Genomic DNA, 17,722 nt, shown 5'->3' on the forward strand with positions numbered 1-17,722 from the left:
GAGTTTTCTTTTCCCCAGGGATGGACGCCATGCGTAAGCTCCCGCCGTTAAACGCAATTCGTGCCTTCGAAGCGGTCGCCCGAAGGCTCAGTTTTGCTGATGCGGGGGGTGAACTCGGCGTCACCGCGACGGCTATCAGTCACCAGATCAGGCATTTGGAAGCCTATCTCGGGTTCCAGCTGGTCGAACGCCGCCCCCGCCAGATCGCCCTCACGCCGGCCGGGCAGGAGCTGTTTCCCAAACTGCAGACGGCCTTTGATACCTTGGGCGAGGCCTTCGCAATGCTCGACAAGGATGTCGAACAATCGCTGGTCCGGGTCACAACCACCTATGCTTTTGCAGAACGCTGGCTGGTGCCGCGCCTCGGGGACTTTTTCGACCAGCACGGCGACATCAGGGTCGAGGTCGAGACCGATGACGATGTGCTGGACCTGCGAGCTGACCGGCTGGACCTGGCGATCCGGTATGGCCCGCACACCGCTGTGAGTGAGCAAGCCGAGGTTTTGCTTTCAGACCGCTATATCCCCGTCAGCCTGGCCGAGTGCCCGGACACCGGTTTGCAAGATACTCGCTTGCTGGGGTTTCGCTGGCGCAATCCGGAGATGGGCGGCCCGACCTGGGAGGAATGGTTCAAGGAAGCCGGGGAGGCATTCCCAACGGACCAGATCACCCGTTTCAGTGATGAAAGTGCCGCTTTCAATGCGCTGGATCAGGGGTTGGGGTCGCTTCTGTCCAGCAGTGCGCTTGTCGCGGACGGTCTGAGCTCAGGCCGCTACCGGCAGATACCCGGTCCCGAGCTGAGCGGCTTTGCCTATAGCCTCGTGCTCAACCCACTGTCGCGCAACAAGAGAGGCGTTAAGATATTCGCCGATTGGATCATGCACGCCGCCCAACAGGTGTGAATACCAAGCCTCTGGCAGCATCTTGCGCCTGTGTTTGTTCCAGCTTCATTTGGCCCAAAATATCCTCGCCCAAGGTACAAAGACATTTTTGCTGCTGTTTTTTGTAGTCATTATAGGTCGATTTTGTTGTCCAGGCACCTATTGGGGCAACTGTGCATTTGCTCCGGGCTGCACCATGGATTAGAGAGAATGTTGAACCGCTTTCCCGACAGAGACCAAAGCCCATGAGCCGCATCAGTCAAATCGAGTTGGATGACCGCAATCTGCCACCGCCGACAGCGGAGATCGAGCAGGAACGAAAAGTTGCGATTTTTGATCTAATCGAGGAAAACTCTTTTACACTCCCTTCGCGTGGGGACCGACCAGTTGTGGATGGCCCCTACCATCTGGGTCTTGCCATTCGTGAAAAACGTCTCGTGTTTGACCTGCAAACCGAAACTGGGGAAAAGGCTGCAGAATTTCACCTGTCGCTCTCCCCTTTCCGGCAGGTGGTGAAAGATTATTATCAGATCTGCGAGAGCTACTTTTCCGCTGTAAAAACGCTTCCTCCCAGCCAAATCGAGACCATTGATATGGCGCGGCGCGGCATTCACAACGAGGGCAGCCGGGTGCTGCAAGAACGCCTGGAAGGTAAGGCGGAGGTCGATACCGATACTGCCCGCCGCCTCTTTACGCTTATTTGTGTGCTGCATTTTGGGGGGTGATGGGTGAGCGCGTTACCGCAGTCCGTATTGTTCTGCTGTGATCATAATGCGGTCCGCTCGCCTATGGCTGAGGGGATCATGAAGAAGTTCTATGGCACTGGCACCTATGTGCAGTCTGTCGGCGTCAAAAATGATCTTGAGATCGATGGGTTTTGCGTCGCGGTCTGCCAAGAGATTGATGTGGAACTGTCGCGCCATCGGTCGCGCTCATTTGACGAGATGGAGCAATGGGGCGATGATCTGTCATCCTTTGATCTGGTCATCGCGCTGTCGCCTGCCAGCCAGCGCCGTGCCTTGGAATTGACGCGGGTCTTTCACTTGGATGTTGAATACTGGCCAATCATGGATCCCACCGGCCTGGGCGAGACACGTGAAGCCAAGCTGGACAGCTATCGGCAAACGCGTGATCAGATTATCCAGCAGCTGACGGCGCGCTGGGGCGAAGCAAGCGAAATCATATAACCCGGCCCTGTGCCCGCCGTAATTGCGGTACTGCAGGTGAAACCATCAACCTGCCGGGTGGGGCTGTGCGAAACCCTGTCTCAATACCATGCTACGCATCCTGCAGTGGCTTTGATCCGGGCCAGGTTGTCGCCCGCGCCGAATCGGTTTTGTCGCTTCGCGACCGGAGGAGGCCCCTGGGGATGGCTTTTTTTTTATCCTCGTGCCTTCCATGCTGGCGCGCTGCCATTCAGTTTTGGCCTTCTGCAGCCTTTAGCCCCTCAGCACACAGCCTGAGGCCAAGCCACCACACAGGCCGCTGGAACGCGTATAGGGCCTGCTAAGGCCATGCGCTGATTGCTAGGGCAATGACGCGGTTTGCGTGCAGGGATTTCGCAAATCTTGTGTCCCAGATAAGGCGTTATAATTCTGGGCGCGCGCTCTGACGGCAAGGGCTTGAGGTTCAGATAGGCCAAAGGAAGAGTTGCCATTTCTCTATTGGTCTGGCCTGTTGTGGCAAGCCAAAATAAGTAAGGATCTGAGCTTATGAAAATCGCAACCGCTGCCTACCCGCTTGATTGGCTCGACAGCTGGGCACAGTATGAAGACAAGCTAGCAGCCTGGGTGGCAGATGCCGCAGGTCAGGGCGCTGATCTTTTGGTTTTCCCCGAATACGGCGCGATGGAGCTGTCCACCCTGGATGGCCCAGGTGTGGCTGCGGATTTGCAAGGGTCTATCACCGCCGTATCCGACCGCATGGACGATGTGGCGGCACTGCATCAAAAGCTCGCTGCCGAATATAATGTATATATTCTAGGGGCTTCTGCCCCGGTAAAGGCTGGTTTTGATCTGCCGGTGAACCGGGCTGAGTTTTACAGCCCCTGTGGCGCCCGGGACCATCAGGATAAGCAGATCATGACCATGTTTGAGCGTGATCCCTGGCAGATCGGCGCGGGCGGGCCATTGAAACTGTTTGATACCGCCCTCGGCAAGATTGGTGTTTTGATCTGCTATGACAGCGAGTTTCCGCTTTTGGGGCGCGCTTTGACGGAGGCGGATATCATCCTGGTGCCTTCCTGCACCGAGGCCCTGGCTGGGTATTGGCGGGTCCGCATTGGCGCCATGTCACGGGCACTTGAAGGGCAATGTGTTACGGCGCATGCCTCGGTTGTTGGCACCGCGCCCTGGTCGACGTCGGTGGAGGTCAATCTCGGCATGGGGGGGGTCTTTGGGCCACCTGATACCGGCTTTCCTGCAACCGGTGTTATCGCCGAAGGAACCCTTGGGCAGCCAGGCTGGACTCTGGCGGAGGTTGACCTGAAAACCATTGCAGATGTGCGTGCCGCAGGGGTGGTGCGCAATCGCAGCCATTGGCCAGAACAGGAGCAGAGGATAAAAACCTCTAGAATCCTTCTCAAGCCGTGATTGCGCCCTTGAAATATTGGGAGAATAGGCTCATTTAGTCCCAGTTCCCGCAGCTGGGCGGGGTAATATGAATATGGAGACAACATGGCCAAGGAAGATACGCTCGAATTTCCCGGTGTCGTGAAGGAACTCCTGCCTAATGCGACGTTTCGGGTCGAGCTGGAAAACGGCCATGAGATCATCGCACATACGGCGGGCAAGATGCGCAAGAACCGCATCCGTGTTCTGGCTGGCGACAGGGTACAGGTGGAAATGACCCCCTATGACCTGACCAAGGGCCGGATCAACTACCGCTTTAAGTAAGCTGTTGATCCGCCAATTGAACCAAAGCCCGGCCATTGTGCCGGGCTTTTGTATGTGCGGCCCTGCAGGTCGCAGCCTCTGGCAGGAATATTTGCGGAAAGATGAAGCCAGGGGCTGCTCTTTCTTGTTTGACTATTCCGCTTTATGACGGGGTGAAATGGAAAAGGGGCCAAAGCAATGGCATTTATTCTGGGATCAGGCAGTCCGCGGCGGCTAGAGCTTTTGGCGCAGCTGGGTGTTGTACCCGATGCTGTGCGGCCGCCGGATATCGATGAAACACCTCTGGCACGAGAGCTCCCCCGCGCCTATTGCACCCGGGTCACCCGCGAAAAAGTCAGTGCTGTCCCGGCAGAGGCCGATGACGTTGTGCTATGTGCGGATACTACGGTTGCCTTGGGACGTCGCATATTGGGAAAGCCCGCTGATGCCGGACAGGCCGCTGAGTTTTTGCTGGCCCTTGCGGGACGCCGCCACCAGGTGATCACTGCAGTCGCCCTGCGTCGCGGCGACAAGCTTTGGCAGCGTTCGGTGGTGAGCCAGGTCAAAATGAAGCGCCTGTCCGACGCCGAATTGAACGCCTACCTCGCGAGTAATGACTGGCAGGGCAAGGCCGGAGGGTATGGTATTCAAGGCCCGGCTGGGGCCTTTATTCCCTGGATCAGCGGGTCTTTTACCGGAATCGTTGGCCTGCCCTTGGCAGAGACCGCAAATATGCTGCAAGCCGCTGGCTGCAAGCTTTACAAGGAGGCCGCCGCATGAAGGGCCGCTCAATCATTCTAGACCATATCCAAGGCCGCGAAGCCGCCGCTCTTATGGTGGACGGAAAACTTGATGACTTTCTGATCGATGGCGATGCACCGCTGCCGGGCACCATCTACCGGGCCAGGGCCGACCGCCCGGTCAAAGGCCAGGGCGGCATGTTCCTCTCCACCCCGGATGGCCCTGCATTTTTGCGACAGGTCAAAGGGTTGGCGCCTGGTCAGATGCTGTTGGTGCAGGTGTCCGGCTATGCAGAGCCTGGCAAAGCCATCCCCGTGACCCAAAAGCTACTGTTCAAAAGCCGCTATGCCATTGCCACTCCCGGGGCGCCGGGGATCAATATTTCTCGCGCCATTCGGGATGAAGAGGAACGCGACAGGCTGTTGGAAATTGCCCATGGTGCCCTGGAGGGGGCGGACTATGGCATGATCCTGCGGTCAGCCTGTGCAGGGGCGGATGCGGATGAGGTGGCTGAAGACATCGCCGCCATGGCGGATCTGGCCTCCCAGGTGCTTGCGGATGCAGAGGGCGAGATGGAGGTCCTGACAGAAGGAGACGGCCCCCACCTACGCGCCTGGCGAGAATGGTCGCAACCAGCCGAAGTATTCCGGGAAGCTGGCGATTTTGAACACCACGGTGTTCTTGATGCGCTGGATGTTACGCTCACCATTCGCGAATCGCTGCCCGGCGGTGGCCATCTGTTTATCGAACCAACACGCGCCCTGGTGGCCGTAGATGTTAATACCGGCAGCGACACCTCTCTGGCGGCCGGAACCAAAACAAATATCGCCTGCGCCAAACTTCTGCCCCGCGCCCTGCGCCTGCGTGGCCTTGCGGGCCAGATTGTGATTGATGTTGCCCCCATGCCCAAAAAGGACCGCAGCACCTTCGAGAGCGCATTGCGCGCGGCTCTGCGCGCAGATAGCGAAGAAACGACCATGGTGGGATGGACCAATCTGGGCAACTATGAGCTGCAACGCAAACGCGCTCGCGTTGTCCTGTCGGAGCTGTTGTCATGAGTTGCCCGATTTGCGGACTTGCAACCAATCAGGCCCATCGCCCCTTTTGCTCAAAGCGCTGCGCTAATCTGGATTTGGCCAACTGGATGAATGGCAGCTATGCCGTTCCGAGCAATGATCCAGAAGACATTGAAAACGCAATGAAAGAAGCAGAGGATACGGAACTCAATACGGCAAATACTCCGCCAACGCAGCATTAGCATTTTTCTTTCAAAAACCCTCTGGACACCACCGCGTGGACATCATAGAAGGCCCACACCCAAGGTTTGAAGCCTTTCCCGTGCCCGGGTAGCTCAGGGGTAGAGCAGTGGATTGAAAATCCTCGTGTCGGTGGTTCGATTCCGCCCCCGGGCACCATTTACTTCAGTAAATTCATTTAATTTCAATCACTTGAGTGGAATTCGGCGTTTTCTGACCACCCCCCTGTACACCCTAATTCCACCGGGTAGTGTGATTTTCTCCCCGTGCTCGGCATCCCGTTGTACGGCTCGCCTGCTCATGCCAGTCTTTTCGGCTTGATCGTCCGAGAATGTAGGAGCGGAAAACTTTTCCACTCCTGATTTTGTATGCTGGTTAGCGCCATGCGCCGCCTCAGGCTGAGACGTCTGGGAGAAAAGTCTTCCCAGATAGATGAGAGTGTGGTGGTTTTGAAATGGCTTGGAGGTGGAAAATGCTCAATATCTACGATGTACACAAGATGCCTCGCATCCTGCCCGAACACCTTGAGAATATTATGTCGGAGCGCGATAAGGTTTTGAACCGCTTTCCACCTGCGAAAATCTTGGAAATCTTTCAGGAGGGCGAAGCAAGAATCTTTGTTGACCGTACCCGTGCCCTTGCGGCGGCAAGCAGGGGCCTAAAGGTATCCTCTCTATCCCAGATGCTTGTTTTTCTTGTACCTATCTTTGCGATTGCGTCGATTCCGGCTTTCATTTTTGTGTCCTGGAAAATCGGGTTGTTGTGCTTTCTGGGCGCAGTCATAGCGTTCCGAGCAGGTCGAAGTTTAACCATTGCCGACGTTAGGAAAGCTGCAATCTCTGACCCCAAGGTTCTGCGTACCTTGATGGAAAACGGAGTCGTGTGGTTCAGAACTGAACCCGGCCATGCCGGTGAGGCGAGTTGAGAACCAAACAGTGTTTCTACGTTACAGACCCAAAACGCGGTGCGCACCGCACAGAAAAGCCGGGAACCATCGCCCCCGGCCTCTGACTTGTTGCAGGTTTGGCCCTAGACTTTAGCCGCTTCGTTCCCCGCGCGCTCTTTGCGCTCCAACTCCTGTTCCAGCGTGTCGGCCTTCATGTTCGTTGTTCCTTTGTGAAGTTGATGGCCCGTTCTGGGATTCTTGTGCATCCGATTCCCTCGCCCCCTTGGCGAGCAGGAACGCGACTCGCCGAGCGAGTTCGAGGTCCGTTACATTTGGCGCCTTGATCGGCCCGCCGCCCTCTCCGGTGTGTTCTTGCCGGTCAACAAGCCCGAGGTCGCGCGAGATAAGGTTTGCGTTGAGTAACCCGGCGGCAGCGCCCTCGAACTTCTGGCGCCAGATGACGGCCTCGACGCAGGAGATGACCTCAGATAAATCCGCGCGCTTGTTGCGCCAGTCGATCCACGTTTCGCGGGTAATGCCGAGAAAGTTGCACAGTCCGGCAATCGTCATGGCCCGCATTTTCGACACCTGGGCGAAGACTGCCTCGCCTTGATGGACGAATGCCTTTTGTTCGCAGAGCGGGTTATCGACGGTCCACTCGAAGTAGCCGCAGCAGTCCCGCCATAGGTGGTCGGGGTCGTTGTAGAGCGGTGGCCTGCCGTGAGACGCGCGGGCCTTCCAGAAGCGGTTGCCCTCCTTGAAGCGACCATCGCCGCCCCGTTTTTCGGTCTCTTGGTTACCCGCTGTCATGCTATCTCCTGACGGTTTTCGAGGCGGACAAAACGCTTTGTCCAGGCTGGACGGGACAAACGTCCAAAAAGTCCGGGGAGTTGTCCGCGAAGAAGAAGGGAGGTTTCCCGTAAGTATTTGATTTTACTTTTGGTAGACCGGACAAATCCCGGCGTGTCCATTTTGTCCACGCGACATTCCAGACCGGACGGACAGGACACCCCCCTTTAGGGGTGTCCGTTTTGTCCGGGTGTCCGGTTCGAGGTTGAAGATCCTAGTCATCGGCCTGCACCTTCCACACGAAATCACCCCAAACGCGGATATGATCGTGATCCATGAGGCGCTGCTTTGCCCGGTCGAATGCCTTGCGCTTCGCGTCCTTGGTCGCGTCCTTCTCGGTCAGCCCGAACGCCTCGCACTGATCCCGCCATCGGACCAAGGCCACAGCATCGCGGTTGTTGGGGATGTTCTCCCTGTTGTGCTTCTCGCCATACAAACGCAGGGCTTCGGCCAAGGCTTGCGCGGCGACCTCTTCCCGGCCCCTTAAGGGCTTCGCGGTTCTGGCCGTGGCGCTGGCCTCCACGACTACGGCGCTGGTGACAGGCTCGCCATCGCGGTCGCGCCCGAGTTCAACCGACTCGAGGTTAAAGAACAGCCGGTTGGGGAACTCCATGTCCCGCTGCTTCGCGCATGTGATCTGCCGGTCAGTGATTGCGATTTCGGTATCAATCGCAGCCCGCAGTGCAGATGATCCCCGTGCCCCGGCCTCGGCATTCTTTCCCGAATGGTGGATCACCAGAACATGCGCCCCGGTTTGGGTGCGGATTGCATCGATGTTCGCCACGAATTGCGACACGTCACGGGAACTGTTCTCGTCGCCGCCACCCATGGAGCGGGCCATGGTATCCACCACGACAAGAGACGCCGCCATGACTGGCATCGCCATGCACAGGGCGGCAGCGTCATCCGCCCCGTGCAGGTCGAGTTGCGTTGGCAGCAGGTAGAAGCCCTCGCGGGCATCCAGTGCGGGTTTCGCCACCTTGATCGCGGACAACCTGTTCTTGATGCCTGAACGGCTTTGTTGCACAAATCGTGACGGGGATTCACTGTATGAATCCAGCGTGATAGCTGGGATGCATGAGCAGTTGGGCCCCTACGAAGTATAAGACCACGAATTGGTCGTCTTCCAATGACGCGCTGAAGCAGCGTGGATCGTTGGCGATCTGGTTTGATCCCGAGATGGTTTGGACACCGCCACCGACCGGCAGGCGCGGTCGTCAATGCAAGTTCAGCGATGCCGCGATCCAGACCTGTCTGACCATGAAAGTCCTTTTCGGTATGCCACTGAGGCAGACGGCTGGGTTCGTTGAGAGTCTGTTGCGGCTGGTCGGACTGGATTGGTCCGTGCCCGATTTCAGTACGCTGTGGCGCCGCCAGAAGACGCTGAACGTGAGCTTGCCGTATTTCGGTGGGACTGGCCCACTGAACCTTCTGATCGATAGCACAGGCATCAAGGCAGAGGGCGAAGGTGAATGGAACGCCCGCAAGCATGGCGGCCCCAAGCGACGTATTTGGCGCAAGATACATATCGGGATTGATGAGGAAACGCTGGAGGTTCGCGCGGTAGAGGTCACCACCAGCAACATCGGTGATGCGCCCATGTTGCCTGAACTGCTCAACCAAATCCCACCAGATCAGGACCTTGGGTCAGTGACCGCCGATGGTGCCTACGACACGCGCAGATGCCATGACGTGATTGCAGCACGGGGCGCTCATGCAGTCATTCCGCCGCGCAAGAACGCCAAACCGTGGAAACCCACACGCGCCGGAGCCATCGCAAGAAACGAAGCGGTCAATGCCTCACGATACCTAGGGCGCGCGCTGTGGCGACGATGGAGCGGATACCACCGCCGAAGCCGCGTTGAAACCAAGATGCACTGTGTGAAGCTGCTCGACCAATCGCTGATGGCCTGGGACTTCGACCGGCAGGTAGCGGAAATCCAAGTCCGCATCGCGGTCCTAAACCGCTACACCGCTCTTGGCATACCCGTCACAGAGCCCGTAGGGTAAATCCGTCCAGGGAAAGGGGAAATGCGCTCAGACCCCGATTTGTGCAACAAAGCCCATATGGACTACCCATCTTCGACGGGTGCGATGGTGGGGGAGAATAGAGATCATGTTTGGCAGGCTGAAGGATTGGCGGCGTGTGGCGACCCGATACGATAGATGCCCAAAGGTGTTCCTCTCAGTGATCGCGCTCGCAGCAACCGTCATCTATTGGCTATGAGTCCTGACCCTAGGCGTCTGATAGTAACCGTCCAAGCCGCTCGATGCCGGTCCGGATTTCCGCCTCATCCAGCGCCGAAAAGCTCAACCTCAGTGTGTTGCAGCCCGCGCCATCGGCAAAGAAGGCCTGTCCCGGAACAAAGGCAATATTCTCCTGATCCAGAGCGCGAACCAGCACTTCGGCGGTGTCCACATGTTGGGGCAGCGTGAGCCAGACAAACATGCCGCCTTTGGGGCGGGTCCAAGTCACCCCTTTGGGCATATAGGTCTGCAGGGCGGAAAGCATTGCATCACGACGTGCTCCATAGGCCTGTCTTAGCCCGGCGACATGGGCGTCAAAGCAGGCCTCCGCCACCTGATGTACCGCCATCTGGTTCAACGTTGGAGAATGCAGGTCTGCCGCTTGTTTCATCAAAACCAGCTGCGCGATGACCGGCTTGCTGGCCACCACCCAGCCCAGGCGCAGGCCAGGCGACAGGGTTTTGGAGAAAGACCCGCAATAGACCGTCCGACACTGCTCAAGGCTGCCCTTCTGTGCAATCTCCAGCGCCAAAACGGGTGGGATTGTTTCCCCTTCATAGCGCAGGGCATGATAGGCGCCATCTTCGATCACCGCGCAGCCCAGCTCCTCGGTCAGGTCCAGCAAAGCCTTGCGCCCCGACAGCGATAGAGTCTCGCCGGTGGGATTGGCAAAATCCGGCGACAGATAGGCAAACTTCACCCGGCTGTTGGCCTCAGCTGCGGCATCGCGGTAGCTGGCTGGGGATCGGTTGCCGCCCGGGTTGAGCTGATCGTAGCGCGGTTCATAGGCGTTAAAAGCCGCTAAGGCACCCAGGTAGGTCGGCCAGCCCACAAGCGCAGTATCATTGGGAGAGAGGAATAGTTTTCCCAGGTAATCCAGAGCCTGCTGCGAGCCAGAGGTGATCAGGATATTATCCGTGTCACAGGGCACACCCATGCGTGTCATTTCCCGTTGGATCCACTGGCGCAGCGGCAGGTAGCCCTCGCTGACCGAATACTGCAGCGCCTGGGCCTGATACTCCGGTTCCAGTGCGGCCTGAAAGGCTGCGGAAAACGCTGCCGCGGGGAACAGATCCGGGTCAGGGATACCGCCGGCAAAGGACAAGAGCCCAGGCCGGTTCAACAGTTTCAGCAGTTCGCGAATTTCGGAAGCCTCCATACGGTGCGTGCGGGTGGCAAAGAGCTGTTTCAGCAACATGGCGACTTCCTTTTGGGTTTAGCTTGTGGGGGAAGGTAGGAAAGTTTCAAAACTAGTCAATAATACTGACCTAATATTTCAAAAGATGTGATCATACTTTGCAAATCCTGCGTACTGCTTGTTGCCTTGCACTAGGTGCGGTCATATGTTTTTACCAATTGCAGCGGCCAGTCGCTCTTAAACTGGTCCTACCTGCACCAGCCCCGTCCGACCCCGTTCACGTCCCGCCCAAGTTCAACCCGAGACCCCCATGCCGTTTCAAAAAGTCCAACCCGAGAAACTTTCAGCCTCTGTGGTGCGCCAGATCGAACAGCTGATCCTGCGGGGCATCCTGTCGCCGGGAGAACGTCTGCCTTCGGAGCGGGAACTGGCCGAACGTCTGGGCGTTTCACGGCCTTCGTTGCGTGATGCCATTGCCGAGCTGCAGGAGGTTGGACTGCTGGAGGCCAAGGCCGGATCGGGGGTCTTTGTGGCTGATGTGCTGGGCTCTGCCTTCTCGCCTGCGCTCATCCGGCTGTTTGCCCGCCATGATGAGGCGGTGTTTGATTACCTGAGCTTTCGCCGTGACATGGAAGGACTGGCAGCCGAGCGCGCCGCCAAATTTGGCTCGGATGCGGATCTGAAACTGATCCAGACCATATTCGATAAAATGGTTGCGGCCGGTGATCCGTCGCTGTCGGATGCTGCCGCCAGTCTGGACGCCCAGTTCCATTCCGCCATCATGGACGCCAGCCACAATGTGGTGATGCTGCATATGATGCGGTCGATGTTTGACCTGCTGCACGAAGGCGTGTTCTACAACCGCCGCATCATGTTCAGCCGCCACACCACCTTTGAGGTGCTTCTGGCCCAGCACAGCGCCATCAATGCCGCCCTCCAGGCCCGAGATCCCGTCGCCGCGCGTACGGCCGTCGAGGCCCATCTGGACTATGTGAAACAGTCACTGATCGACCACCAGCGCAGCCTCCGCAATGCCGAGATCGCCCAGCAGAGGCTCGAGCATGAAAGCGGAAAGGGGTAGCAGCCCGCCGCCCTGTACGGCCTCCCAGGCATTGGGCGCCTCTCCTGTCGCGCCCCAAGCTCAGAACTGCACCCGCAGCCTGCCGCCTGTCTTGAGCCACCCTTGCTTGGGTTGCCAATGGCTCCTTAGTTTTTAACGACTTCCATCACAGCGAAGGAATTTGTCTGCAGGATGCCCGGCAGCTTGTTGATGCTGTCCCCCAGAACCTCCCGAAAGTGCCGCATATCTTTGGTACGCACCGTCAAAAGATAATCAAAGGCCCCCGCCAGCATGAGGCACCGTTCGACCTCGGGGATGGCACGGACCGCCTTGTTGAAGGCATCAAGCGAGTTGTCTCCCCCCGTTGCTGTCAGCGAAACTTGCACCACGGTGAGGTGGCTGAGACCCATTTTGTCCAAATCCAACGTCGCGCGATACCCGGTGATATAGCCGGACCTTTCCAACCGTTTGACCCGCTCTGAGCAGGGTGTGTTGGTCAGGTTTACCCGTTGAGCAAGGTCAACAATAGAAAGCCGTCCATCCGATTCGAGCTCTTGTAGAATTTTGATATCTATGTTGTCGATTTCTCTACTCATTAGTGTTTTTCCCTAGAAAATTGCCACAGCATAGGCTTTTTCTCAGCTTTTACCCTGCTTTCATCACCATTATCTAGTGATAATCACTTGTCCTTAAAATTGTTAGTACCGTTTTTCACTCCGCTGAAAACGGTAGTGGCATAAAAAAACCAACACGGAGCCTGACCAATGACCGTTAAAATAGTAGTTGGACTGGATGGCACAGAAACCGGTGAACGCGCTCTAACCTTTGCTCGGGACATTGCGTCCCGTCTCGAAAACAGCGCGTTGATCGTTGCCTATGTTATCGAATGGTCCCCTTTCACTTTCCAGACTGCGGAAGAGAACGAAAAACGTCACAAAAGGCGTGAAGAAGAGATCAAGATCGCGACAACACGGGTGGTGACACCCGCCGTCGAAAAACTGAACGACGCTGGGATTCAGGCGCAAGGGCTGGTCCAGCATGGCGATGTTGCCGAGACTCTGAACCGGATCGCCACCGAACATGGTGCCTCCCAGATCATTGTCGGCCGCGTGTCCAATGATGGGTTCACAAAGCGTATTTTTGGTAGTTCGACACAGAACTTGGTCATGCACGCAGACGTGCCGGTTACGGTTGTTGGATAGAGGTCAGTCATGAAATCATTTAAAACACTTATGTCGGCGCTTATCGCCAGCAGTGCAGCACCTGCAGCCTTTGCCCAAGGCATTGACGAACAGGTAAATCAGGCCTTTGCCACAGTGACAGGCCCATTTGTCAGCTTCATTTTTGCCCCTGTTCCTGGGACCAGCTTTCCCTGGATCGTTATGTGGCTGGTTATTGCGGCCACGGTTTTCACCATCTACTTTGGCGCGGTTCAGTTCCGCTTTTTCAGCCATGCTATTGGATTGGTGAAAGGGGACTATTCCGATCCCAATGATGCCGGTGAAGTCAGTCACTTCCAGGCGCTTGCGACGGCTTTGTCCGGGACAGTGGGGCTTGGGAATATTGCAGGTGTGGCGGTCGCCGTCGGCATTGGCGGACCGGGGGCAACCTTCTGGATGATCCTCGCGGGTTTGTTGGGCATGGCGTCGAAATTCACCGAATGTACGCTGGGCGTAAAGTACCGCAATGAATACGACGATGGCACCGTCTCTGGTGGCCCGATGTACTACATCTCCAAAGGCTTTACTGAGCTTGGGTTGCCTGGTGGGAAAATCCTGGCCGTTCTGTTCTCGATCTTTTGTATCTTGGGCGCATTGGGTGGTGGCAACATGTTCCAAGCCAACCAGGCCCACGCCCAGATTTCTGGGATTGTTGGGGACTATCCCGGCTGGATCACGGGTCTCATTTTTGCGGGTGTTGTCTTTGCGGTGATCGTGGGCGGTATCAAATCCATCGCCAACGTGACCGAGAAAGTCGTCCCGTTGATGGGTATCCTGTATGTTGGTGCTGCGCTGATCATCCTGATCATGAACTATGACATGATCGGTTGGGCCTTCGGCCAGATCTTTGCAGGTGCCTTCACTGGTTTGGGCGTCGCTGGCGGCATGGTTGGGGCCCTGATCCAAGGCTTCAAACGGGCGGCATTTTCCAACGAAGCCGGGGTTGGCTCGGCGGCGATTGCCCATTCGGCCGTGAAGACAAAAGAACCGATTACCGAAGGTTTTGTGTCTTTGCTCGAACCGCTGATCGATACTGTTGTCATCTGTACAATGACCGCCTTGGTTATCGTGATTTCACAACAATTGATCATTGATGAGGCGACCGGCGTTTACATGCTCAACGAGGCGGGCTCGGCGATCGCCACGGTCGATGGGAACACAGGCGTTGCTCTGACATCTGCGGCCTTTGGATCGACGATTAGCTGGTTCCCCTTTGTACTGGCACTCGCGGTGGTCCTCTTTGCCTTCTCCACCATGATTTCCTGGAGCTACTACGGTCTCAAGGCATGGACCTACCTCTTTGGAGAAGGAAAAGTGACCGAGCTGGTGTTCAAGGTGATCTTCTGCATCTTCATTGTGATCGGTGCCTCTGCCTCACTTGGTCCGGTCATCGATTTCTCTGATGCCGCGATCTTTGCGATGGCTGTTGTGAACATTCTGGCTCTGTATTTCTTGATGAAGCTCGTTCGGGTGGAGCTCAACAGCTACTCGGAACGGTTGGCGAAAGGGGAAATTAAGAAGTTCAACCACTAGGTACCAAATCCCCGATGCACCTTAGTGCGTCGGGGACTTTAACGCTGTGGGCTTGGCGCATAAGCCTTTCTGGCCTATTTTCCGACTTGGCTCAGCGCTTCGGGAAGCCAGGTGACCAGGTCCGGAAAGACCGCGAACAGGATCAATACACCCACCTGGATCAGGAAGAACGGAATAACCCCCCGGTATACTTGTCCGATGCCGATCCCGTCGGGAAGAACGCCTTTCAGGTAGAACAAGGTGTAGCCAAAGGGGGGAGTGATATAGGCCATCTGCGCGGTGATCATGAAAAGCACACCGAACCAGAGCGGATCAAAATCAAGCGTGGTGATGATCGGCAGGAACACTGGCACACAGAGCAAGATGATCCCGATTTCATCCAGAAACAGCCCCAAGAAGATCAGCACCAGAACCATCACGCCTAAGATAATCCAACGTGATGCCTCAAAGCTTTCAACAAAGCCAAGGATCGAATCTGCACCGCCTGTGGCTACAAAAACCGAAATAAATGCACGCGCACCAATGGTGATCCAGAGTATCATGGCCGTAACGCGCAGAGTTTCTGTCGCGGCGCCTGACAGCATGGTGAAGGACAGGCGGCGGGTGACCATCGCAGACATTGCCGCTCCTAACACGCCGACAGCGGCGGCTTCGGTTGGGGTCGCGATCCCTGTGTAAATAGATCCAAGCACCCCCAGAACCACGAAGGCAGGCAAGATGAGGCTTTTCAGTTTGGCCAGCTTTACGCCCAGCGGCAGATCATCCACCTGTTCTGGTTTTGGTGCGAGCGCCGGATTAATCCAGGTTCGAATGAGGATGTAGGCGATGTAGCTGCCTGCCAAGATGAGACCCGGCACGATCCCTGCCGCAAACATCTGCCCGATCGAAATTTGCGCTGTGATGGCATAGACGATTGTCACGACAGATGGTGGGATCAAAATCCCCAAGGTCCCCCCCGCACAGATCGCCCCCAAGGCAAGCGGCGGATGGTAGCCGCGCGACAGCATCGACGGCAAAGCCAGGATCCCCATCGCAGCCACCGCAGCGCCGACAACCCCGGTCATCGCCGCAAGGATGGTGCAGATGATGATCGTGCCCACGGCCAAACCACCATTGAGACGCGCCGACCATGTTTCCATGGCATCATAAAGCGCATCAATGATGGCAGATTTTTGGAGGATCGAGGCCATCAGCACATAGAGCGGGATCGCCATAAGTGACTCTGACGTCATGGTCTCGAATGTGTTGAGAACCGCCACGATCAGAGCGGATGGGCCCCACAACAGAATGGTCGAAATAAAGGCAATCGCGCCCAGGACAAAAGCAAGCCCCGCCCCGCTCAACATGAAAGCGATGAGAGAGGTGAACATAAACAGCAGAACAAAAGAGCTTTCCATCACACGGCCTCCGGCTCAAACAGCACGTCGATCGCCTCGGCGAGGGCCTGAAGCATCAACAGCACTGCACTGAGCGGCAAAAAGGCCTTGGCGGGCCATATAATTGGATTCCATGCGGAGTAGCTGGTCTCCCCATAGCTGAAAGACTGCATCACCAAAGGCACACTGAACCACAACAGGATCGCGCCAAAGACTGCAGCCAAGACCAGACCGATCAGTTTCAGCCCCACGGCGAGCCGTCCCGTCGCCTTTGCCGAGGCGACATCCACCGCGACATGGCCGCCGAGGTGGAGCAGATATGGTCCTCCCAACAGAAAGAAGGGACCAAAGATCAAGGTCGCCAATTCCGGGGCCCAGGAAGTGGGCGACGACAACACATAGCGCGAGAGCACTTCCCACAGCATCAACAAGACGATGGCGTAGATCAGCCATTTCGCACAGGCGAACAAACCTCGGTTGAGCGCAGTGATGCGCCGGGACAGTGTTATCATAAGAAACTCCGCGAATGCGGCACCATCCCGCGCCAGCCTATCCTAGAATGGTTGGCGCGGGATGATGCAATTTTAGGTGCAAAATGGGTTGAGTTTAGAGCAGGCGCAATTCCTGCATCAACGCGATCTGAGACTCCATCATGCGCTTGGAGATGTCATCCGTTGCGGCCTTTTTCCAGGCCTCGACGGCTTTGGCCCGTGCTTGGGCGACATCTTCAGGATCGAAATCAATGATCTCAACACCTGCGTCTTGGAATTTCTTGATGTATTCGCCATTCGCAACGAGAATATTCTGGCGCAGGGTCCCGGAAATTTCCCGACCCGCCACCGCAAGAGCGGCTTTTTGTTGCGCGTCCAAGGCGTCAAATGCGCGCGTATTTGCAACATAAGAGGTGGCAGTGGTCGGCTGATGCACACCCGGCAGGATAAGGTATTTTGCGACCTCGTGCAGGCCCTCCTCAAAGTTGGCTTTGATGTCGCCGCGATCCGCGATGTCGATCAACCCCTTGTCCAGCGCCGAATAGACTTCGGAAGTGGGAAGCGGCGAAACTGACACGCCGAAATCGGCCATCACAGCAGAGGCCAGTCCGACAAAACGGCCCTTCAGACCATTCAGATCGGCGATTTTCCGCACCGGCACCCGCGAATGGATCGGTTCTTGGCCATAAACCGTAGGCGCAACATAGGTGAGCCCAGCAGGTGCATAGCTTTCACGCGCCATTTCCAGCCCGCCTCGTTCATAGAACCAGGCCTCGTATTGGTCCGGCTCGGGAAAGCCGAACGGAACAGTCGACGAAAACCCATGCGCCGGGATTTTGCCTGCGGTGTAGCCGTCAAAGGTTTTCATCAGTTCAAATGCGCCGCCGCGCACGGCGTCAAAGGCCTGTGCGGAGGGGACAATTTGCCCGCCCGCAAAAGGCGTGATTTCAAGCGAACCGCCGGTAAGCTCGGCGACGCGGGCGCAAAATTTTTCCTCATACAGCATGGGCGTCGTACCGCCGCCCCAAAGCGCCTGCATCCGCCATTTGGTCACGCTTTGCGCACGGGCCGTTGTGCCCGAGGCTAGAATTGCAGGTGCAGCAAGAGCTGCCGCGCCGAAACGCAAAAGAGTACGCCGTGTAGCGTTAGTCATAGGTTTTCCTCCCTGAAG

20 protein-coding genes, 1 tRNA gene and 1 pseudogene are annotated in these 17,722 nt (G+C 56.9%); 15 read left to right on the forward strand and 7 right to left on the reverse strand.

Annotated features, from left to right (window positions below; translation table 11 throughout):
• Window positions 1-29: 29 nt before the first annotated feature.
• The 10 genes from N1037_02770 (at window position 30) to N1037_02815 (ending at window position 6,676) form a co-directional block, all read left to right on the forward strand.
• Window positions 30-902 carry a LysR substrate-binding domain-containing protein gene (locus N1037_02770; GenBank protein ID UWS79967.1) on the forward strand — a complete coding sequence of 291 codons (873 nt, stop codon included), beginning with the start codon at window positions 30-32 and terminating at the stop codon, window positions 900-902.
• Window positions 903-1,126: 224 nt separating this feature from the next.
• Window positions 1,127-1,606 carry a UPF0262 family protein gene (locus N1037_02775; GenBank protein ID UWS79968.1) on the forward strand — a complete coding sequence of 160 codons (480 nt, stop codon included), beginning with the start codon at window positions 1,127-1,129 and terminating at the stop codon, window positions 1,604-1,606.
• A gap of 3 nt (window positions 1,607-1,609) precedes the next feature.
• Complete coding sequence (locus N1037_02780) at window positions 1,610-2,068, forward strand: low molecular weight phosphatase family protein (protein UWS79969.1); 459 nt, start codon at window positions 1,610-1,612, stop codon at window positions 2,066-2,068.
• Between the two features lie 525 nt (window positions 2,069-2,593).
• Window positions 2,594-3,472, forward strand: a complete 879-nt coding sequence (locus tag N1037_02785) for a carbon-nitrogen hydrolase family protein (protein UWS79970.1) — start codon at window positions 2,594-2,596, stop codon at window positions 3,470-3,472.
• 84 nt (window positions 3,473-3,556) lie between these two features.
• Entirely contained in the window at window positions 3,557-3,775 is a 219-nt protein-coding gene (gene infA, locus N1037_02790) for a translation initiation factor IF-1 (protein ID UWS79971.1), read from the forward strand.
• Window positions 3,776-3,952: 177 nt separating this feature from the next.
• Window positions 3,953-4,534, forward strand: coding sequence for a Maf family protein (locus tag N1037_02795; GenBank protein UWS79972.1), 582 nt, complete (start codon window positions 3,953-3,955; stop codon window positions 4,532-4,534).
• Window positions 4,531-5,553: a ribonuclease E/G gene (locus N1037_02800; protein ID UWS79973.1), complete on the forward strand. Its 1,023-nt coding sequence runs from the start codon at window positions 4,531-4,533 to the stop codon at window positions 5,551-5,553. The genes N1037_02795 and N1037_02800 overlap by 4 nt, the downstream gene beginning before the upstream one ends.
• Window positions 5,550-5,753, forward strand: a complete 204-nt coding sequence (yacG, locus tag N1037_02805; GenBank protein ID UWS79974.1) for a DNA gyrase inhibitor YacG — start codon at window positions 5,550-5,552, stop codon at window positions 5,751-5,753. The genes N1037_02800 and yacG overlap by 4 nt, the downstream gene beginning before the upstream one ends.
• An 82-nt stretch (window positions 5,754-5,835) precedes the next feature.
• Window positions 5,836-5,910 (forward strand) — tRNA-Phe (locus N1037_02810).
• 313 nt (window positions 5,911-6,223) lie between these two features.
• Window positions 6,224-6,676 (forward strand): hypothetical protein, encoded by a 453-nt coding sequence (locus N1037_02815; GenBank protein UWS79975.1) that lies wholly within the window; start codon window positions 6,224-6,226, stop codon window positions 6,674-6,676.
• Window positions 6,677-6,787: 111 nt separating this feature from the next.
• On the opposite strand, the gene N1037_02820 is transcribed toward N1037_02815, so the two are convergent.
• The gene (locus N1037_02820) at window positions 6,788-7,447 is read right to left on the reverse strand and encodes a DNA-packaging protein (GenBank protein ID UWS79976.1); all 660 of its coding nucleotides are present in this window, start codon (window positions 7,445-7,447) and stop codon (window positions 6,788-6,790) included.
• Between the two features lie 253 nt (window positions 7,448-7,700).
• Window positions 7,701-8,480 (reverse strand): helicase RepA family protein, encoded by a 780-nt coding sequence (locus N1037_02825; GenBank protein UWS79977.1) that lies wholly within the window; start codon window positions 8,478-8,480, stop codon window positions 7,701-7,703.
• An 83-nt stretch (window positions 8,481-8,563) separates the two neighbouring features.
• Between N1037_02825 and N1037_02830 the strand changes: the two genes are divergently transcribed.
• Both N1037_02830 and N1037_02835 read left to right on the forward strand, forming a co-directional pair.
• The gene (locus N1037_02830) at window positions 8,564-9,496 is read left to right on the forward strand and encodes an IS5 family transposase (GenBank protein ID UWS79978.1); all 933 of its coding nucleotides are present in this window, start codon (window positions 8,564-8,566) and stop codon (window positions 9,494-9,496) included.
• Between the two features lie 94 nt (window positions 9,497-9,590).
• A pseudogene (locus N1037_02835) lies at window positions 9,591-9,713 on the forward strand (IS5/IS1182 family transposase).
• 9 nt (window positions 9,714-9,722) lie between these two features.
• On the opposite strand, the gene N1037_02840 reads toward N1037_02835, so the two are convergent.
• A complete protein-coding gene (locus N1037_02840) occupies window positions 9,723-10,931 on the reverse strand; it encodes a PLP-dependent aminotransferase family protein (GenBank protein ID UWS79979.1) in 1,209 nt (402 codons plus the stop codon).
• A 250-nt stretch (window positions 10,932-11,181) separates the two neighbouring features.
• Between N1037_02840 and N1037_02845 the strand changes: the two genes are divergently transcribed.
• On the forward strand, window positions 11,182-11,952 hold the full coding sequence (locus N1037_02845; GenBank protein UWS79980.1) for an FCD domain-containing protein: 771 nt from the start codon (window positions 11,182-11,184) through the stop codon (window positions 11,950-11,952).
• A 125-nt stretch (window positions 11,953-12,077) separates the two neighbouring features.
• On the opposite strand, the gene N1037_02850 is transcribed toward N1037_02845, so the two are convergent.
• On the reverse strand, window positions 12,078-12,527 hold the full coding sequence (locus N1037_02850) for an Lrp/AsnC ligand binding domain-containing protein (protein UWS79981.1): 450 nt from the start codon (window positions 12,525-12,527) through the stop codon (window positions 12,078-12,080).
• Window positions 12,528-12,695: 168 nt separating this feature from the next.
• On the opposite strand from N1037_02850, the gene N1037_02855 reads away from it, so the two are divergent.
• Both N1037_02855 and N1037_02860 read left to right on the forward strand, forming a co-directional pair.
• Window positions 12,696-13,133: a universal stress protein gene (locus N1037_02855; protein ID UWS79982.1), complete on the forward strand. Its 438-nt coding sequence runs from the start codon at window positions 12,696-12,698 to the stop codon at window positions 13,131-13,133.
• A 9-nt stretch (window positions 13,134-13,142) separates the two neighbouring features.
• Window positions 13,143-14,684: an alanine:cation symporter family protein gene (locus tag N1037_02860; GenBank protein ID UWS79983.1), complete on the forward strand. Its 1,542-nt coding sequence runs from the start codon at window positions 13,143-13,145 to the stop codon at window positions 14,682-14,684.
• Window positions 14,685-14,758: 74 nt separating this feature from the next.
• Here N1037_02860 and N1037_02865 read toward each other — a convergent pair whose 3' ends face one another.
• The 3 genes from N1037_02865 to dctP all read right to left on the reverse strand — a co-directional run bounded on the left by N1037_02865 (window position 14,759) and on the right by dctP (window position 17,704).
• Window positions 14,759-16,081: a TRAP transporter large permease subunit gene (locus N1037_02865; GenBank protein ID UWS79984.1), complete on the reverse strand. Its 1,323-nt coding sequence runs from the start codon at window positions 16,079-16,081 to the stop codon at window positions 14,759-14,761.
• A complete protein-coding gene (locus N1037_02870) occupies window positions 16,081-16,572 on the reverse strand; it encodes a TRAP transporter small permease subunit (GenBank protein ID UWS79985.1) in 492 nt (163 codons plus the stop codon). The genes N1037_02865 and N1037_02870 overlap by 1 nt, the downstream gene beginning before the upstream one ends.
• A gap of 94 nt (window positions 16,573-16,666) precedes the next feature.
• The gene (gene dctP, locus N1037_02875) at window positions 16,667-17,704 is read right to left on the reverse strand and encodes a TRAP transporter substrate-binding protein DctP (GenBank protein UWS79986.1); all 1,038 of its coding nucleotides are present in this window, start codon (window positions 17,702-17,704) and stop codon (window positions 16,667-16,669) included.
• Between the last annotated feature and the right edge of the window lie 18 nt (window positions 17,705-17,722).

Origin of the sequence: Phaeobacter sp. G2 (genome assembly GCA_025163595.1) — a bacterium.
Taxonomy (GTDB): Bacteria; Pseudomonadota; Alphaproteobacteria; order Rhodobacterales; family Rhodobacteraceae; genus Pseudophaeobacter.

Excerpts from the sequence above, each read along its gene's own strand:
- N1037_02770 (UWS79967.1), top strand. The coding sequence starts at position 30 with ATGCGTAAGCTCCCGCCGTTAAACGCAATTCGTGCCTTCGAAGCGGTC.
- N1037_02775 (UWS79968.1), top strand. The coding sequence starts at position 1,127 with ATGAGCCGCATCAGTCAAATCGAGTTGGATGACCGCAATCTGCCACCG.
- N1037_02785 (UWS79970.1), top strand. The coding sequence starts at position 2,594 with ATGAAAATCGCAACCGCTGCCTACCCGCTTGATTGGCTCGACAGCTGG.
- infA (UWS79971.1), top strand. The coding sequence starts at position 3,557 with ATGGCCAAGGAAGATACGCTCGAATTTCCCGGTGTCGTGAAGGAACTC.
- N1037_02795 (UWS79972.1), top strand. The coding sequence starts at position 3,953 with ATGGCATTTATTCTGGGATCAGGCAGTCCGCGGCGGCTAGAGCTTTTG.
- N1037_02800 (UWS79973.1), top strand. The coding sequence starts at position 4,531 with ATGAAGGGCCGCTCAATCATTCTAGACCATATCCAAGGCCGCGAAGCC.
- yacG (UWS79974.1), top strand. The coding sequence starts at position 5,550 with ATGAGTTGCCCGATTTGCGGACTTGCAACCAATCAGGCCCATCGCCCC.
- N1037_02815 (UWS79975.1), top strand. The coding sequence starts at position 6,224 with ATGCTCAATATCTACGATGTACACAAGATGCCTCGCATCCTGCCCGAA.
- N1037_02820 (UWS79976.1), bottom strand. The coding sequence starts at position 7,447 with ATGACAGCGGGTAACCAAGAGACCGAAAAACGGGGCGGCGATGGTCGC.
- N1037_02830 (UWS79978.1), top strand. The coding sequence starts at position 8,564 with ATGAGCAGTTGGGCCCCTACGAAGTATAAGACCACGAATTGGTCGTCT.
- N1037_02840 (UWS79979.1), bottom strand. The coding sequence starts at position 10,931 with ATGTTGCTGAAACAGCTCTTTGCCACCCGCACGCACCGTATGGAGGCT.
- N1037_02845 (UWS79980.1), top strand. The coding sequence starts at position 11,182 with ATGCCGTTTCAAAAAGTCCAACCCGAGAAACTTTCAGCCTCTGTGGTG.
- N1037_02850 (UWS79981.1), bottom strand. The coding sequence starts at position 12,527 with ATGAGTAGAGAAATCGACAACATAGATATCAAAATTCTACAAGAGCTC.
- N1037_02855 (UWS79982.1), top strand. The coding sequence starts at position 12,696 with ATGACCGTTAAAATAGTAGTTGGACTGGATGGCACAGAAACCGGTGAA.
- N1037_02860 (UWS79983.1), top strand. The coding sequence starts at position 13,143 with ATGAAATCATTTAAAACACTTATGTCGGCGCTTATCGCCAGCAGTGCA.
- N1037_02865 (UWS79984.1), bottom strand. The coding sequence starts at position 16,081 with ATGGAAAGCTCTTTTGTTCTGCTGTTTATGTTCACCTCTCTCATCGCT.
- N1037_02870 (UWS79985.1), bottom strand. The coding sequence starts at position 16,572 with ATGATAACACTGTCCCGGCGCATCACTGCGCTCAACCGAGGTTTGTTC.
- dctP (UWS79986.1), bottom strand. The coding sequence starts at position 17,704 with ATGACTAACGCTACACGGCGTACTCTTTTGCGTTTCGGCGCGGCAGCT.